Genomic DNA, 17,483 nt, shown 5'->3' with positions numbered 1-17,483 from the left:
GCCAAAGTGAGGAGACACTAAGATGTTAATCATACGTCCTATTCAGGCTGGCGATTTTGAAGCCTTATATCAAATTGCCGAAGAGTCTGGTCATGGTTTTACGTCATTACCCGTGAATGCCGATTTGCTCAGACATAAAATTGCGCGAGCAGAAGCCTCATTCGTCAAAACCGTCGATGCGCCCTTCGATGAAGGTTATCTGATGGTGCTGGAAGATACCGACACCCGAGAAGTGGTGGGGACGTGCGCTATCGAAGCAGCCGTGGGAATGGAAGATGCTTTCTACCATTATCGACTCGGTACTGAAGTTTATCATTCCGAACAAATTGACGTGCGTAACGAGGTCGAAACCCTCACCCTTTGCCATGACTACACTGGCGCCGCCGAAATGTGCACCCTGTTTTTGCGTGAAGCGTATCGCAAGGGCAACAATGGCCGCATGTTATCCCGCAGTCGCTTTCTGTTTTTAGCGCAACATGCAAAGCGTTTTGGCGAAACTGTAATTGCCGAAATGCGCGGTGTGAGCGATGCCGATGGTCATTCACCTTTCTATGGCTGGCTGCAAAAACACTTTTTAGGCATTGATTTTATTCAGGCGGATTATCTTTCTGGTTTGGGTAAAAAGGCATTTATGGCCGAAATGATGCCACGAAATCCGGTATACGTTTGTCTATTGCCGGAAGAAGCGCAGAAAGTGATTGGCGAAGTGCATACCAATACCCGTCCCGCATTAAGTCTGCTGCAGGCCGAAGGCTTTCGATGCCGCGGTTACGTGGATATTTTTGATGGTGGTCCAACGGTTGAGTGTCGTTTATCGGACATTCGCGGCGTGCGTGAAAGCCGTTTATTAACCGTCGATATTGGTGACATGGTCGAAGCCGACACTCAATTTATTATCTCAAATACTCAATTAGCCAATTATCGAGCGACGTCTGCCGCACTGGCTGTGGACGACAAATCCGAACACATCATTATCAGCCCTGAGCTGGCAGCGGGTTTGTTGCTCGCAAAAGGCGATCAAATCCGTATTTTGGCAATGTAGGAATAGCAAATGACACATTATATTCAAGGTCAGTGGCATGCTGGCAAAGGTCATGACGTGGCCTCAATTAACCCTGCCAATGCTCAAACTATTTGGACAGGTAAAACTGCCACCGCAGAACAAGTTAACGCCGCCGTTGATGCCGCGCGCGCCGCGCAGTTTGATTGGTTTATGTTAGGTTTCGATGCACGCTTAGCCATAGTCGAAGCGTATCGCAGCCAACTTGAAGCCAACAAAGCGGAATTGGCTGAAACGATTGCCCAAGAAACAGGTAAACCTCAGTGGGAAACGGCAACCGAAGTCGGCGCCATGATAGGCAAAATTGCGCTATCAGCCGCGGCTTACAATAAACGTACGGGCACTGAAGCCAACGATACGCCAGCGGGACGCGCGGTTATCCGTCACAAACCCCACGGCGTTGTGGCGGTGTTCGGTCCTTACAACTTCCCCGGTCATTTGCCGAACGGTCACATAGTGCCTGCGCTGCTGGCTGGGAATACTGTGATTTTTAAACCTTCTGAATTGACGCCTAAAGTTGCTGAGCTGATGGTTAGCCTATGGGATAAAGCGGGTCTGCCTGCTGGCGTACTTAACTTAGTCCAAGGTGAGGTGGATACGGGTAAAGCACTGGCTTCTCACCCGCAGCTCGATGGTCTGTTCTTTACTGGCAGCTCACGCACAGGTCATTTTTTACATCAACAATATGCCGGTCATCCGGGTAAGATTTTAGCGCTTGAGATGGGTGGCAATAATCCGCTGATCATCAAAAATGTGCAGGACATCAAAGCTGCCGTGCACGATATTTTGCAGTCGGCTTATATCTCATCTGGCCAACGTTGTACTTGTGCGCGCCGTCTATATGTAGAGCAAGGCGAGCAGGGCGATGCCTTGATTGCCATGTTAGCTGATGCGGTCAAGCAGATTAAAGTCGGTCCTTGGAACGCGCAGCCACAACCTTTTATGGGCTCAATGATTTCTGAAACTGCAGCCAAAGGTATGGTTGCGGCGCAGACAAATCTGCAGAATTTGGGTGGCGTATCGTTAGTCGAGTTAACCCATTTAGAAGCGGGTACGGGCTTAGTCTCTCCTGGCCTTATCGATGTGACGGCTATTGATGTCTTGCCGGATGAAGAATACTTCGGACCTCTGCTACAGCTGGTGCGTTATAGCGATTTCGATCAGGCAATCAAACTGGCCAACCAAACACGTTATGGTTTGTCTGCGGGTTTACTGGCCGATAGCCGTGAAGATTATGACTATTTTCTGGCGCGTATTCGTGCCGGTATTGTTAACTGGAACAAGCAAATCACCGGTGCATCAGGCGCGGCGCCTTTTGGTGGTATAGGTGCATCGGGTAACCATAGAGCGAGTGCTTTCTATGCTGCTGATTACTGTGCTTATCCGGTCGCTTCGGTCGAGGCTGATGCAGTAAGCTTGCCTGCAACATTAAGCCCTGGTTTGAGCTTATAAGCGTTGAGTGAGTAAATATTTTGTATGGTAATAGAGGAGGAAGAACTCATGTTCTTCCTTTTTAATAATAAGCTGTAACGTAACTTAAGCTTCTACTGTGAGCATGTGCGATGCAACAACAGTGGCATTTAAGTCGTTACATTGAGTGTTTGCGGCAAAATAACAGCAATAACCGCAGCACAATAAAAGGAGTTTTTATGCATACCGATATTAACGCGTTATTTGCCGATTTATGGCTAGACTACATTAAAATGACTCCATCAGCGGCCAAAGTGCATGCGTTGCTGGGCCATGGTAAGCCTATCATCAACGATCATATCGCTCTGCGCACTTTTAATATCGACAAGGTGAATTTAGATGTGCTGGCCAAGCATTTCACTTCGTTAGGTTATGTCGCTTGCGGTGATTATAAGTTCGAGCAGAAAAAACTAATTGCTAAACATTTTGAGCACCCAGACTCGACACAGCCTAAAGTGTTTATTTCTGAACTGTTGGTTGAGGAATTTAGCCCTGCGCTACAAGAAACCATTCAAGACTTAATTGCTCAAGTAAATGTAATCGCAACAACGGCTGATAATTTTATCTACTCAGGTCGTCACTGGTCTTTAGATGCTCAAACCTATGAGGATTTATTAGCCGAGAGTGAATATGCGGCTTGGGTGGCGGCATTTGGTTATCGTGCTAACCATTTCACAGTCTCTATCAATCATCTCGATGGTTTTGCAACCTTAGAGGCTGTGAATGATAAGTTAAAACAAGCGGGTTTTGTGCTCAATGGCTCAGGCGGCGAGATTAAAGGCTCACCTGAAGTTTTATTAGAGCAGTCATCAACAATGGCCGATAAAATGGCCGTTGAATTTAACGATGCCACGGTTGAAATCCCCAGCTGTTTCTATGAGTTTGCCCTACGTTATCCTATGACCAATGGTGAGCTGTATACCGGTTTTGTGGCGGCTTCTGCCGACAAGATTTTTGAAAGTACGAACGTGAATAAAGCCTAACGTCAACAGACATTAAGCATAAAAAACGCCATCAATTCGATGGCGTTTTTTATGTTTTAAAAAGGTGCTGTAAGCCAAATAGCTTAAATGATGTTAGCTAAAGCTCAGTTCAATTTTCAGTCCACCTAAGCGAGCGCTGTGGCTGAACTTGAGATCAATCTCATATTGCTCGGCAATTTCCTTTACTATCGATAGCCCTAAGCCATGGCCGATTACTGACTCATCTAGCCTAGTGCCCCGTTGGGTGAGTTGATTGAGCTCATCATTGGCAACTCCTGGGCCGTCATCATCGATACAAAGGCTGAGCCGATCCTGCTGGCGTGATAGTTGAATACTCACTCTGCTCTTAGCCCACTTAAAGGCGTTATCGAGTAGGTTACCCAGTAGCTCCATACCATCTTCTCTGTGGATGGGTAAGCGTAAAATAGTTGCGTCAAGGTCAAAATCGCATTCTATGTTCTTGTTACGATGAACCTTGTTTAAGGTATTAACCAGACTCTGTAAATCCCTTGGGATCACCAACTGCGCCGCAGGAAGCATGTCACCGGTGATCCTTGCTGCCGCCAGTTTACGCTCGACCATCTTATGAATAACATCGAGTTGTTGCTGCAACGCAATGGCGGTTTCGGGATCTTTAAGGCCAAGGGCTTCAACCTGTTGTTGCATTACGGCTAGTGGCGTTTTGAGACCATGGCTTAAGTTACCTAAGTTATTGCGACTACGTTCAATTTGTTTGGCGGTATACTCGAGTAGCTCATTATAGGTCTTGGCTAATGGCTGTACTTCAGGGGGAATGTTATTTAGTTCTAGCGCGGTAATCTCACCTTCTCTTAGCCGAGAAAGCGCGTGCTGAATATGCTTTACGGGCTTAAAAGATTGGCGCAAGATAATGAAAATCCCCGCAATCATCGCAAATAGCATGGCGAGATTTATCCCAAGCTTAGTGCCATAAACCTCACTGAATACCCGCCTGCCAATACTTAAATCTTGGGCAACGGTCAAAGTAGCACTGACATTCGCGCTGCTAGAATTTAGCCCCAACGATAACAGCTGCATATCGTTATTTTTAGGGCCTTTAGCCTGCCAGACGCGCGTTTGATTGGGGGATAGCGGTTCAATATCTAACTGCATATCCCACAGCGAGCGTGAACGGATCACTTCATTTGGCAGATTAAGTTGAAAATAACGGCCTGAATAGGCGGGCTTGTAGAAGCTGGAAAGCTGGCTCTGGTCTATGCTGATATCCCCATCATGGATATGGGTTGCCAACATAATGTGTTCAAGATCTTCTTCTAAGCGATTGATAATAGAGTCGTGGAAGGCTTGTCGTAGCATGGACTCAAACAATATGAGCCCTATGACTGTACCTAAAACTAATAGACCCGTTAACCATAAGCTGAGCTTAGTACGGATTGAAATCATTCAACAATGCCGTGGAAGATATAACCTTGGCCGCGACGGGTTTCGATAGCGGTTTTGCCTAATTTCTTACGTAAATGGGTGACATAAACCTCCACCACATTACTCTCTTTTTCATCGTCAAACTGATAGAGCTTATCGGTAAGTTGTGTCTTAGATAACAGCTTCTTAGGTGACATAAGGAAGATTTTTAACAGTCTGAATTCCATAGCGGTGAGTTCATATAACTGCTCGGCCACTTTAACTGTTTGCTCGGCTTCATCTAAAACCACACCACCATAACTCAATTGTTTACTTGAGGTATTTAGACGACCATGTGCACGGTGGATTAAAGCTTGGATTCGCGCCAATAATTCCTGTGTATGGAAGGGCTTACCTAAGTAATCGTCGGCGCCAGCATTAAAACCTTCGACTTTTTCATGCCATTGACTACGGGCGGTTAGCATGATCACCGGAGTGCTGATCCCTTGAGCGCGCCAGCCTTCGAGTAATTCAAGACCGTTACCATCGGGCAAACCGATATCTAGAATCACGCAATCGTATTGGGTTTCTTTGATCAGGTAATCGGCCTCAACAGCCTTATCAGTAATATCAGTAACATAGCCAGCCATTTTGAGCTGCTTTGAAAGCTCACTGACCAACATAGGGTTATCTTCAACGAGTAACAGTTTCATGTTTTCGACATTCGCTCGGTAGTGCTATTGAGTTATCAGCTTGACCATTAGTTGCATCAATACTGAGATTGACGATTTGGCCCCGCTGAACTTTGATTTGTAAATCATAGCGCCATTTATGATCTTCTTGATACAGATGCGCATCAATTAGTTCGCCTTGGCAAAATTGATTAACCACAGCGAGTGTACCGTTTAAGGACAGTATTTGCCCAGAGTTGACGAGCGCTTTAGCTTGATAGTGTTCTAATTCAATCGGTTCGGCATGCATTTTTTTTGGATGCGTAAACATTAACAGACTGAAAAAAAACATTAAAAACAGCCGTTTCATTTGAACTCTCCAATAAAAAATGGCCTAGAATTAATTCTAGGCCACTTTAATCAGGTCGGCTTAAATCAAGCTGAAGACTAACTTAACGCGTACCGTATACCACGATTGTTTTACCGTGAGCTTGGATCAAATTCTGTTCTTCTAACATCTTCAAAATACGGCCCACAGTTTCCCGTGAACAGCCAACGATTTGACCTATCTCTTGACGAGTGATCTTAATCTGCATGCCGTCAGGATGTGTCATCGCATCAGGCAGTTTCGCTAGATGTAATAGAGTTTGAGCAATACGGCCTGCAACGTCTAAGAATGCAAGATCACCCACTTTTTGGCTAGTGCTTTGCAGGCGATAGGCCATTTGTGCAGATAGCTTCATGAGAATTTCAGGGTTAACTTGAATCAGTTGTCTGAATTTTTTGTAAGAGATTTCAGCAATTTCACAAGCTTGCTTCGCTCGAACCCAAGCAGTACGTTCTGCTTGCTCTTCAAACAAACCTAACTCACCGATAAAGTCACCTTGATTCAGGTAAGAGAGGATCATCTCTTTACCTTCTTCATCTTTAATCAATACGGCTACAGAACCTTTTACAATGTAATAAAGGGTGTCTGAGTCTTCACCAGCATGGATAAGAGTGCTTTTTGCTGGATACTTATGAATGTGACAGTGTGATAAAAACCATTCCAAAGTTGGATCCGGTTTTGGCTTACCAATCAGAGCCATGTTGATATTCCTCGATTGATTAAAACGAAAGTAAGAGTATTCTAAATAAGCATATTACGTCAATTAAACGCACAAAAACTTGATGAAAGTCTTAGTTTAGAATAAGTGAATAAATGCAATTAACCATCTAAAATTAGAGCTTATTTTGCTGATTTAGTGATTTAAGTCAACTAAATCGACTTAAAACTTGTTGGAATCACTTAACTCTGTCGAGTTAATCACATCTTACCAGTTCTTTAAGGTCTTTTTATTATAGATAATGGATTCAAAGCGACCCTAAATTACATTTTTAGCTGTTTTAATTTTGTAAAAGCGAACGCCCATAATGCTATTTTGAGTCTTTTTCCTGAGTTCTGCTTAGATTTAGGCTCGACTTATAAGGTTAATTCTGGCTAACTTTGAGTGCAATCATTTTTAAGAGAGGTTAACTCAGTGAAATACAGATTATGGGTTTGGAGCGTAGGTTTAAGCCTAACATTAGGGCTCAGCTCTGCCGCTCAAGCGTTTTCTATCCCACAACCTGCCGCTGAACTTGCCGCCAGTAAGTTTGTACATATTCAGATTACAGCGGAGCAGGGCGATGCCGATGCGCAGTTTTTACTGGGGCTGATGTATCTGTCGGGACGTTTTGTGGTGCAAGAAGTACCCTCTGGCTTGCATTGGATATCCCTTGCAGCTGAGCAGCAGCATGAAAAAGCACAACAAACGCTAGCTGATTTGTCATATGAGGGCCAGCTAGTGAAGCGTGATTTAGCTGTGGCTGAGCATTGGTATAAAGCACTGGGCGAGCAAGGAAGTCGCTGGGCTCAGTTTCGTTTAGGCTTTATTTACGCCTCTGGCGGTGACGGTGTTGAGCGAAATTGCGGAAAAGCGGTCGAGCAATTCTCCCATGTGGGTGATGATGTCGCCTTAGGGAATGTCGCCTGGATCTTAGCCACGTGTCCTGAAGCTCAATATCGTGATGGCAATAAAGCGGTCGAATTATCTTTAAAATTACTTAAAACTAATGAAAACGATCCCACTAATTTAGATAATCTTGCTGCAGCTTACGCTGAGGTGGGCAATTTTGGTGCCGCTATTTCGACTCAACAAAAAGCCATTGAAGCATTAAAAGCAAGCGCGGTAATGACTAAAACGGATGAGTTTATACAAAGGCTGCAAACCTACGAACAAAAACGTGCCTATCGTGAAACCCTACGTTTATTAGAATAAGTATTTTTAACCATTTTTATAAAAGAACGCGCTTCAAGTTAATTTTATCGCTTTTAAAGATAATATCTTTAAATAAAGCTTGTTGATTACGTGAATGACAGCCTAAATAAAACTTGGGTATTACATGCTTTAATCGGTTTAAGTGAGCGTCCAAGTATGCTGTGTTTGATATTCCACTCCGGTTGTGGTGTTTGTAGAATGATATAAATGCAAACTGTCTGGTCTTAAGGTTAATCCGCTCTTATCTATATTTTTAAACATCGCTAAATCTGGGGGGTTATTAGCCTGCCGCCATTCTTTTGCCTTTCTGAATAAACTGATATGCGGGCAAAAGGTGTGTTCACTTTTATATAATTGCAGGCGCTCGGCTATTAGCTGTGTTTGCCTCGCTAATTGTGCTAACGATGGCACAATTGCATAACCCCTCAAGCAACATACTTGTGCATTGGGCCATAAATCGAACCCGTTGAGATTTATGCTAAATGTGGGCTTAACTAAATTATTGACCGCATCAATCAAGTTTATTTTTTGTCTCTCATCGACTAAGCCAAGAAAAGCGAGGGTTAAATGTAAGTTGTGAGCGCCAACGGGTTTTGCCTCAGGGGCTAGGCTTGTACACAGTGTTTGTTGCAATGTTATGAGATATTCTTTTTGTGCGCTTGTTGGGGTGAAACCCAGAAACAATTTCTGTTGCATATATTGGCTAGTCCCTATGCTGAACGTGAAGAGGTTAAGCAACCTTTTGGTATTAAGTGTCATGTTAGCTTTGAGGCTATGGTTGGATTTATCGACACGTTAACGCTTTTTAAGGTGCCATTTTTAGTCGGGCGGCGACACATCCATTGCTAATATCCTCTCATTTAAAGCGCTCAATTCGATACATTGTTAGTATTGATAGTCGTTAAGTCGCTTACTTCTCATCATTTCTGTTTATGTGCACTGGCGCATTTTTAGCTGCGGCAAATTGTCGCGCTTTTTTCTATTGTGATTGCTGTTAAATTAAAAGCCATAAGAATCCCCTATTGAAAAGTGTTTAAAAACAATACCTAGGGGGATTTATGTCAAACAAGCTTATGAAGTTAGCTTATATCATTGCCAGTATTTTGGGCACCACACTGCCTCAGTTAGCGTTAGGAGCACAAGCCACAAACTGTGGAGAAAATAAGACGTGTACCGATTACTTATTAATCACGGGTGATGTCATGCGTCAGCCTGTGCATTTGGTCAGTGATCCTAAACAAAATCGTTTACCTTTGCCGGCCTATGATGGTTCCGGTTTTTTACGGTCTATCCCCGGATTTAATGTCACCCGCAAAGGGGGCTCCGGTGGCGATCCGACATTTAGAGGGCAAGGTGGCTCGCGCTTAAGCATTGTTGATGACGGTCAGCATGTTTACGGTGCCTGTGGTGGACGAATGGATCCGCCGACTAACTACATTTACCCAGAAGCCTATGACCAAATAACAGTAATAAAAGGCCCACAAACTGTGAAATATGGTCCCGTTGGCACGGCTGGCACTGTTTTATTTGAAAAGAATCGTCATAAATTTGCGGATGCCGATGCTGAAGGTCGCGCCAGCGCAACGGGTGGCAGTTTTGAGCGCCGTGATGGCATTATTGAAATCACGGCAGGTGATAAAGATTATTATATTGATTTTGATATGAATCAATCAAGTAGCGATCATTATCAAGATGGCGATGGCAACAAAGTTCAATCCAGTTATGACCGCCAGAATAGCCATTTAGCTTTAGGTTGGACGCCATCGGAGCGGACAGTGTTTGAGCTTGCTTATGGTGAGTCTAGTGGGGAAGCTGAATATGCCGATCGATTAAATAAGGCTCGCCAGATTGATAATCGCGATGTCACCGCGTTACTACAGCACGAATTTGAATCGACTTGGTTAAACGCAGTTGAAGTACAATTTTTTAGTAATAAAAACGATCACATAATGGATCGATTTGATGAAGGTGTAAATTCTGGATCCAATGTGCGGCGCATGACCGACGGAGGTCATGTTTGGCTAGAATTAACCCCTTTGGATGCACTTGAATTGACTGCTGGCCTTGATTACATGTCGAGTGAGCATGATGGTCGCAGCATGGCTGCTGGTGATGTCGGTTTAGATGACTTACTGCAAAAACCATTTAAAGACGATATGCGTTATAAAAATTACGGCTTCTTTGCCGAATCTATCTATCGCATCGATAAAAATAGCATTCATGCCGGTATACGTTATGACCTGTGGAATACAGAGCTGTTAATTGCCCAGATGGGAGAACGTGACGACAAACTTTACAGTGGTTTTGTGCGTTATGAATATGCTTTAGCGGGACATCAATACTATGCGGGTTTTGGTTCTGCTCAACGTATGCCCGATTATTGGGAGATCATGAAGACCAGTGCAACGGCTTTAGGGCAAAAAGCTTTTGATCTGGATGTAGAAACTACGAATCAATTTGATATCGGTTGGATTTATCAGGGGCCAATTGAAACCTCGGTGGCATTATTTTATGGTCAAATTGAAGATTATATACTGGTCGATGCCACAGGAACTGCGGCTGTTGCACGTAATATTGACGCAACCTTGTATGGTGGCGAAGCTAGTCTAGACTACGCGCTGAACGATCAGTGGTCGACTCAATTAACCGTAAGCTATACGCGGGGGAACAACGATACCGATAGGGTTGCGCTGGGGCAGATTTCACCTATTGAGGCAAGGTTAACTCTAAATTATCAATGGAATAGTTGGACCTTGGCGACCCTGTGGCGTGTGGTTGCGGCTCAAGATAGATATACCTTAGGCCATGGTAATATCGTAGGGCAGGATTTGGGCGCCAGTCATGGTTTTGGAACCTTAGCGCTCAATGCTTCTTGGTCCTATACCAAAGATTTATCGCTGATTGTGGGTATTGAGAATTTATTTGATATCACCTACGCCGAGCACGTGAGTAAAGCGGGTACAGGCAACGATCTCCCCGGTAGTGAAGCGATGTTTAGGGTTAATGAGCCGGGACGCAATGCTTGGGTAAAACTTAATTATCGTTTTTAAATTAGGTAGATATTTCAAGTAAGTATTCAATATTAATCTAGGTTTTTCTACCTATCTCCTCGATTGCGTTAGCTAACGCAATCGAGGACAATTCTTTCAATTGGCATGACTGTTTTAAAGGTGAGGGGGTTAAAGGGACAGTATTAACCAGCTATGTTAAACTGCCGAATAATTTCTCCTTTGTATATTTGTGCATTGAACCATCTACCCATTCATTCTTTACTTGCACCGCTGCGCGCGGCATTTTCTCGTCACGCTCAAGTGATCCTCGAGGCGCCCACGGGTGCGGGAAAATCGACGGCATTACCTTTGGCTATGCTGGATTGGCCAGAAATCAGTGGCCGTATTTTAATGCTCGAGCCTAGGCGCGTCGCGGCTCGCAGTGTGGCGCATTATATTGCCAGCTGTCGCCAGCAAAAGGTGGGGCAAGAGGTGGGCTATCGCGTCCGCGGTGAAGCTAAAATCAGCGCTAATACCCGTTTAGAAATTGTCACCGAAGGCATACTGACGCGAATGATCCAACAAGATCCTGAGTTAACTGGGATTGGAATGATCATCTTCGATGAAATTCATGAACGTCACCTCACCACAGATTTAGGTCTTGCCCTAGCGCTCGAAGTACAAGCCTCATTGCGGGGCGATTTAAAGATATTAGCTATGTCAGCGACCTTATCTGGCCTTGCCTTGGGCGAACTGATGCCAGAAGCCGTGACTTTACATAGTGAAGGTCGCAGTTTTCCTGTCGACATCGAATATCGCCCTGTGCCGACTCAGCTGCATTGGATTGATCACCTTGGCCGCAGCGTGCTCGATTTGGTCTCGGCTAGTAGCGCTAGTGTCGATAAAACGGCTACCAATAATGCTGTGCTGGTGTTTTTACCCGGGAAAGGCGAAATCTCACGATTACAGCAATTTCTGCGTGAGCGTTTAAGTCATGATGCTTTTTTGATTTGCCCCCTCTATGGCGAGCTTTCAGGGGCGGAGCAAGACAGCGCAATAGCGGCAACGACAGACGGCAGGCGCAAAATCGTGTTAGCCACTAACGTCGCAGAATCAAGCTTAACCATTGAGGGCATAGGTTTTGTCATCGACAGTGGCTATAAGCGCCAAGCCAGTTTTAATCCCAAGACCGGCGTAACCCGTTTAGGCTTAAAGCGTATTAGCCAAGCTTCTGCGACTCAGCGCAGCGGCCGCGCCGGACGTTTATCGGCAGGTGTGTGTGTACGCCTGTGGAGCCAAGAAGAACATGGGCGGATGCTAAGGGCGGATGAACCCGAAATAAGCCAAGCGGATCTGGTGTCTATGGCCCACGATTGTGCCTATTGGGGCGCTAAATCTTTTAGCGATTTAATGCTGTTAACGCCGCCGCCGAGTGTGAATGAGGCGTTGGCGTGGAAACTGTTACAGCGTTTAGGCATGGTCGATAGCCACAATAAACTGACGTCCCACGGCAAAACGGCCTACGAGCTAGGATGCCACCCAAGGCTCGCCCACATGCTATTGGGCGCTAAAAGCTTCGGCGCAAAAAATATCAGCGGGCAAGCTGCGCAATTAGGTAGCTTAGCTTGTTTGCTATCGGGAATTTTAGAGGCGCGAGGGCTACCTAAAAAAGGTGCCGATATCATGAATTACTTGCACTTTGCCAGCCAAGGGCAAGCGGGACAGCAAGCCAAACAGTGGCAGAAAAAACTCGCATTAACCGCTGATTTATCTCAAGTCGCAACCCATGCCCATCACAGTGATGTGGGATTATTATTGGCGCTCGCTTATCCAGATCGCATCGCCAAAGCGCGCGGTGTTGAGGGTTATCAATTAGCTAATGGCACAGGCGTGGTGCTGGCTGGTGATGATGCATTGTCGCAAACCCCATGGATGGTGGTGGCCGATTTTCAAGAAACTGAGGGTAGAAACGCTGGGCGAATTTACTTGGCAAGTCAGTTTCAGCCGAGTTTATTTGATAGCGAATTAACCGATTTGTTAGAAATCCATGAACAATGTGGCTGGGATGACAGTAAGGGCCGCGTTATTGCGCAGCGCCAATACAAGGTCGGACAAATTTTAGTAAAAACCGAGACAATTGCTAAGCCTGAGCGTAAACAAATTGTCGCGGCCTTACTGGGTTATATTCGCCAGCAAGGATTACAAATTCTCAATTGGAACGCTAACTTAGAACAGTTTCAATACAGGCTGAAACTCGCTACTGAGTTTGATGTTGCTAGCGACTGGCCCCAAGTTGATGATGAAGCACTATTAGCCAATCTCGAAACTTGGCTGGCGCCTTACCTTGAAAATGTGAATAATCTGCCGCAATTAGTTAAGCTCGATTGTTTTGCTTTTGTGGCAAACTGTTTGAGCTGGCAGCAGAAACAACGACTCGAGGAGTTATTGCCCACTTCGTGGCCGTTAGTCACCGGAACCTCAGCGCCGATTGTATACGATGAGTCTGGACGTGCGCTGCTGCGTGTGCGGTTACAGGAAACCTTTGGTATGGCACAAAGTCCAATGCTCGCGCAGGGTAAGTTAAAGGTGACGATGGAGTTACTTTCTCCGGCGCAGCGACCATTAGCGCTGACGGCGGATCTCGCCAGTTTTTGGCAGGGACCTTATGTAGAAGTGAAAAAGGAAATGCGCGGCCGATATCCAAAACATTTGTGGCCCGACGATCCTGTGAATACATTACCAACAAAATTTACCAAGAAAAAAACCTTGGGTTTAGCTCAGCCATAGTTTAGCCAGCCTTTATAAAAGGCTTTAATGCACAAGGTGCTTGCCGTTGTGTTTATGGCTTAAGTCCTTAAATGCACCAATGATGAAGTAGATATGACAACTAAGACAACAAAGAAAACACCCGCGTCTCGCAGGTCTAAAAACAACCGTGGTGTGTTTCGACGAATTTGGTCAATTGCTTGGAAGCTGGGTTTGGCTGGATTGGCCCTCGTCACTTTATATAGCATTTATCTTGATCAAATTATTGCGCAAAAATTTGAAGGACAAAAATGGCACCTGCCAGCGCAGGTATTTAGCCGTTCTATGGCGCTCTATCCTGGCGCTGCCGTCAGCCATCCGCAAATTATGGCGGAGCTTAAGTTGCTCAGTTATCGCAAAGTGGCCAATCCACGCCAAGTTGGCGAGTTTTCGGCCTCAAGCACGCGTATTGAATTATGGCGTCGACCCTTTTTGCATCCTGAAGGCGATCAGGTCGAACAAAGAGTCATGATAAGTTTCGACAGCAATGGCGTCAGCTCGGTGACCCGAGTGTCAGACAAGCGCCAACTTGCCGTGTTCCACCTTGAACCGGTATTGCTCGATCGCATTATTACGGGTGACGGCGAAGACAGACTTTTTGTGCCCACCGAAGAAATGCCGCAGTCGATTGTGCAGGCATTGCTGCTGGTGGAAGATCGCAGTTTTTATGAACATCACGGCGTTAATCCCTTTGCGATTGCGCGCGCCGCGTTGGTCAATATCAGTGCGGGGCGCACAGTGCAGGGCGGCTCGACGTTAACGCAACAGTTAGCGAAAAACTTTTTCCTGTCTAGTGAACGTTCTTTACTGCGCAAGGTGCGCGAAGCCTTAATGGCTGTGATTATTGATTTTCGTTACAGCAAAGAAGAAATCCTCGAAGCTTATTTAAACGAAGTGTATATGGGACAAGATAAATCCCGCGCCGTCCATGGTATGGGGTTAGCATCGCGCTTCTATTTTGGCCGCCCGATCACTGAGTTAACGATTTCTCAACAGGCTTTTTTAGTGGCTGCGATTAAAGGCCCATCTTATTACAACCCTTGGAAATATCCTGAGCGTATTCAAGAGCGTCGCGATCTTGTATTGCGTTTACTTATGGATGCAGGCCATTTAAATACGGCCGAATACAAGGCGGCCGTGGAGTCACCCTTAGGCATTCGTAATGTAAATAAACCCGCACATCAGAAGTTACCTTCATTCTTTGCTTTAGTAAAACAAGAAGTTAATGAGCGTTATGGCGATGCACTGTTGAAGCAATCAGGGGTGAAAATCTATACCACGCTCGATCCTATGGCTCAAGAAGCTGCCGAAATCGCGGTAACCCGAACGCTTAAAAGCTTAGATAAGAGTAATAAGTCATTACAGATAGGCATGGTAGTCACAGATAAATATACCGGCGGCATCGCGGCTATGGTCGGTGATAAAACTCCAGGATTTGACGGCTTTAACCGCGCGGTAGAAATTCGCCGCCCTATAGGTTCGTTAATTAAGCCCTTTGTGTATGCCACCGCTCTAGCACCTAATAGCCAATTTACGTTAGCGACACCGCTTAAAGATCAACCGATAACCTTAAAGAGTGAGCAAGGTAAAACTTGGTCACCACAAAACTTTGATAAAAAGTTTACTGGCCAAGTACCGCTGTTAACAGCGCTAAAAAAGTCGATGAACGTACCTACAGTCAACCTCGGTATTGCGGTTGGTGTGGATGCGGTCGCAACAACCTTGGCTAAATCGGGCTGGCATGAACCACTAAATCCGTACCCTTCCATGTTGCTGGGTGCCGTCAATGGTTCACCATTAATGGTGGCGCAGGTGTATCAAACCTTAGCCGACAGTGGTGTTTACCGTAAATTAACTACCGTGACGGCGGTACTCGATTCTGAAAAGAATCCATTACCCGTAACGCGACTACCTAAAGAGCAAGCCATATCGCCTGAAACGGACTTTTTAATTCAGTTCGCGATGCAACAAGTGGTCAATACCGGAACTGCGACGCGTCTGGGTAATGCGTTCCCCGGCGTGGGATTAGCAGGTAAAACAGGTACCAGTAACGACAGCCGCGACTCTTGGTTTGCCGGTTTTGATGAGCGTAACGTCGCGGCCATTTGGGTGGGGCGTGACGATAACGGTAAAACCAGCTTATATGGTAGCAGTGGCGCCATGGCCGTATATCTTGCCTTCTTAAAGGAGCGCCCACCGATAAGCCTGCGTTCGATTCAGGTCAATGGGGTAGTAAGGGGCTTTTTTGACCGTGATACTGGTATCGCTAAAGAGTCTACCTGTAGCAATGTTGATGCGCTGCCAGCATTAACGGCAACCTATCGTCCAATAAACAACTGTGGTGAGCCGTTACAGTGGTGGCAAAAAATTCTCGGCCAATAGTTGGTAGTTGGGTTGAGAGTCGCTCAATAATGCCCTGCGTATTGAGCATATACCGTTAAGTTAAAACCGTCTTTGCAGAGTATGAATGGCGTTGTCGTGTGTTTACGCGATAACGCCAATTTAACCTTGTATGAGTGGTTAATTCCAAGTGAGAAATATCATGTATAAAACCGCTGCCGCCGTGCATATTTTAGTGAAACATAAAGAGCAGGCTGAGGATATTATTAAGCAGCTGAATAACGGTGCTAATTTTGCGATGCTCGCCAAACGTTTTTCCTCTTGTCCATCGGCTAAAAAAGGCGGTGATTTAGGCGAGTTTAAAAAAGGTCAAATGGTGCCCCAGTTCGATAAAGTCGCTTTCAGCGGTGAGTTATTAGTGCCACATATTGTGAAAACAAAGTTTGGTTTTCATGTGGTTAAAGTGCTTTATCGGACTTAATGCCGTTGGAGTGAGGCTGGTATTTGTAGCGTTCTGCTTAGCTGAACGTTATTTTTAACTCATCAAAGGGATGGAACATTAAGGAGCGATGCGCATGATCTTTAGTTTTAATAGCGAAGATGCCAGCCAAGTTTGTGTTGGCGCCTTTGCACTTGCGGTGCCCGTCGCGTTTTCAGAGGAAGCGTGGCGGCTGGGTGAAACCTTGCCTGTGCTCAATATTGCCATGCTGTTTAGCTTATCCTTACTATTTCTCAGTGTTTTTAGCTACCACAGCGTGTTCCAGCAAAATATTCGCGCCCGAGTTCCAGTATTTATTTTTCGCATTGTGGTGGCGTATTTACTCACCGCTTGTGTGGTGTTTTTGGTGCTGCTTTGTCTTGATAAAGTGCCATTTTTTGAGGACCCGCTGACCTCAATTAAACGAATTATCGTGATCTCTATGCCCGCATCAATGGGCGCGATTGTGGTGGACAGCTTCGATAAGGAATGATGCGCGTTGGCTAAATTGGGTCACTGGTGAATTGCGGTTATCTTGCGCATACTTATTGGCATATTTTGATATTGGCTTTGTTCAAAGCCAGCCTCAAATCGAGATTTTAAGCTCGATATTTTAGCCAAATAAAAATGAAAGGAAATCATCATGAACACTAGCACCCTCGCTTTGCTTATCCCAATATTCGCCATTGTGGGTGGATATGTGGTCGCGATTATGAAAATACGCAATAAATCAGTGGGTTTGAGCCGTGAACAAGACGCTGAAAATCAAGCGCTGCGGGCTGAGTTAGCCAGTTTGCGTCAGCGTATTGAAGTGCTCGAGCAGTTAGTTACAGACGATGATTATCAATTAAAGCGTGAATTTAAAAGAGTTTAATGTGTTATTTAATTTCTATTGACGCTCATTACTTATTCATTAATGTTATGACTCCGGCGTTTTGTTTGGCTTTACAAATGTGAATATGCTGTTACTTTGTACGTCTTCCTTGGGGCTAAGTCATCGGGTGAG

Annotated in this window: 15 protein-coding genes; 10 read left to right on the top strand and 5 right to left on the bottom strand. The window is 45.3% G+C overall.

From position 1 onward, the window contains the following. The first annotated feature begins 22 nt into the window (after positions 1-22). The 3 genes from astA to L2717_RS15405 all read left to right on the top strand — a co-directional run bounded on the left by astA (position 23) and on the right by L2717_RS15405 (position 3,513). Positions 23-1,042: an arginine N-succinyltransferase gene (gene astA, locus L2717_RS15415; protein ID WP_012197665.1), complete on the top strand. Its 1,020-nt coding sequence runs from the start codon at positions 23-25 to the stop codon at positions 1,040-1,042. A gap of 9 nt (positions 1,043-1,051) precedes the next feature. Continuing rightward, the gene (astD, locus tag L2717_RS15410) at positions 1,052-2,512 is read left to right on the top strand and encodes a succinylglutamate-semialdehyde dehydrogenase (protein ID WP_220773953.1); all 1,461 of its coding nucleotides are present in this window, start codon (positions 1,052-1,054) and stop codon (positions 2,510-2,512) included. A 197-nt stretch (positions 2,513-2,709) separates the two neighbouring features. Continuing rightward, positions 2,710-3,513 (top strand): DUF1338 domain-containing protein, encoded by an 804-nt coding sequence (locus L2717_RS15405; protein ID WP_220773952.1) that lies wholly within the window; start codon positions 2,710-2,712, stop codon positions 3,511-3,513. 93 nt (positions 3,514-3,606) lie between these two features. Here L2717_RS15405 and L2717_RS15400 read toward each other — a convergent pair whose 3' ends face one another. From L2717_RS15400 to crp, 4 genes are all read right to left on the bottom strand, one after another. Further along, a complete protein-coding gene (locus tag L2717_RS15400; RefSeq protein ID WP_220773951.1) occupies positions 3,607-4,935 on the bottom strand; it encodes an ATP-binding protein in 1,329 nt (442 codons plus the stop codon). Continuing rightward, positions 4,932-5,606 (bottom strand): response regulator transcription factor, encoded by a 675-nt coding sequence (locus L2717_RS15395; protein WP_220773950.1) that lies wholly within the window; start codon positions 5,604-5,606, stop codon positions 4,932-4,934. Before L2717_RS15395 ends, L2717_RS15400 begins: the two co-directional genes overlap by 4 nt. Then, positions 5,587-5,934 (bottom strand): PepSY domain-containing protein, encoded by a 348-nt coding sequence (locus tag L2717_RS15390; RefSeq protein ID WP_220773949.1) that lies wholly within the window; start codon positions 5,932-5,934, stop codon positions 5,587-5,589. The genes L2717_RS15395 and L2717_RS15390 overlap by 20 nt, the downstream gene beginning before the upstream one ends. 82 nt (positions 5,935-6,016) lie before the next feature. Then, positions 6,017-6,652, bottom strand: coding sequence for a cAMP-activated global transcriptional regulator CRP (crp, locus tag L2717_RS15385; RefSeq protein ID WP_220773948.1), 636 nt, complete (start codon positions 6,650-6,652; stop codon positions 6,017-6,019). Between the two features lie 432 nt (positions 6,653-7,084). Between crp and L2717_RS15380 the strand changes: the two genes are divergently transcribed. Beyond that, complete coding sequence (locus L2717_RS15380) at positions 7,085-7,864, top strand: tetratricopeptide repeat protein (protein WP_248938094.1); 780 nt, start codon at positions 7,085-7,087, stop codon at positions 7,862-7,864. 138 nt (positions 7,865-8,002) lie between these two features. Here the strand turns inward: L2717_RS15380 and thpR are convergent, their stop codons facing one another. Next, on the bottom strand, positions 8,003-8,560 hold the full coding sequence (gene thpR / locus L2717_RS15375) for an RNA 2',3'-cyclic phosphodiesterase (RefSeq protein ID WP_220775169.1): 558 nt from the start codon (positions 8,558-8,560) through the stop codon (positions 8,003-8,005). A 362-nt stretch (positions 8,561-8,922) separates the two neighbouring features. Here thpR and L2717_RS15370 point away from each other — a divergent pair, with 362 nt between their 5' ends. The 6 genes from L2717_RS15370 (at position 8,923) to L2717_RS15345 (ending at position 17,351) form a co-directional block, all read left to right on the top strand. Next, positions 8,923-10,914 carry a TonB-dependent copper receptor gene (locus tag L2717_RS15370; RefSeq protein WP_248938093.1) on the top strand — a complete coding sequence of 664 codons (1,992 nt, stop codon included), beginning with the start codon at positions 8,923-8,925 and terminating at the stop codon, positions 10,912-10,914. Positions 10,915-11,067: 153 nt separating this feature from the next. Then, a complete protein-coding gene (hrpB, locus tag L2717_RS15365; protein WP_220773499.1) occupies positions 11,068-13,641 on the top strand; it encodes an ATP-dependent helicase HrpB in 2,574 nt (857 codons plus the stop codon). A 93-nt stretch (positions 13,642-13,734) separates the two neighbouring features. Continuing rightward, the gene (gene mrcB / locus L2717_RS15360) at positions 13,735-16,041 is read left to right on the top strand and encodes a penicillin-binding protein 1B (protein WP_220773500.1); all 2,307 of its coding nucleotides are present in this window, start codon (positions 13,735-13,737) and stop codon (positions 16,039-16,041) included. 160 nt (positions 16,042-16,201) lie between these two features. Next, a complete protein-coding gene (locus tag L2717_RS15355; RefSeq protein ID WP_076497981.1) occupies positions 16,202-16,480 on the top strand; it encodes a peptidylprolyl isomerase in 279 nt (92 codons plus the stop codon). A gap of 94 nt (positions 16,481-16,574) precedes the next feature. Next, positions 16,575-16,970, top strand: a complete 396-nt coding sequence (locus L2717_RS15350; protein ID WP_220773501.1) for a DUF2391 family protein — start codon at positions 16,575-16,577, stop codon at positions 16,968-16,970. Positions 16,971-17,120: 150 nt separating this feature from the next. Then, positions 17,121-17,351 (top strand): hypothetical protein, encoded by a 231-nt coding sequence (locus L2717_RS15345; protein WP_220773502.1) that lies wholly within the window; start codon positions 17,121-17,123, stop codon positions 17,349-17,351. The last annotated feature ends 132 nt before the right edge of the window (positions 17,352-17,483 follow it).

The organism is Shewanella glacialipiscicola (assembly GCF_023283485.1).
GTDB lineage: Bacteria > Pseudomonadota > Gammaproteobacteria > Enterobacterales > Shewanellaceae > Shewanella > Shewanella glacialipiscicola.
This window is presented reverse-complemented; position numbering and strand designations above follow the sequence as displayed.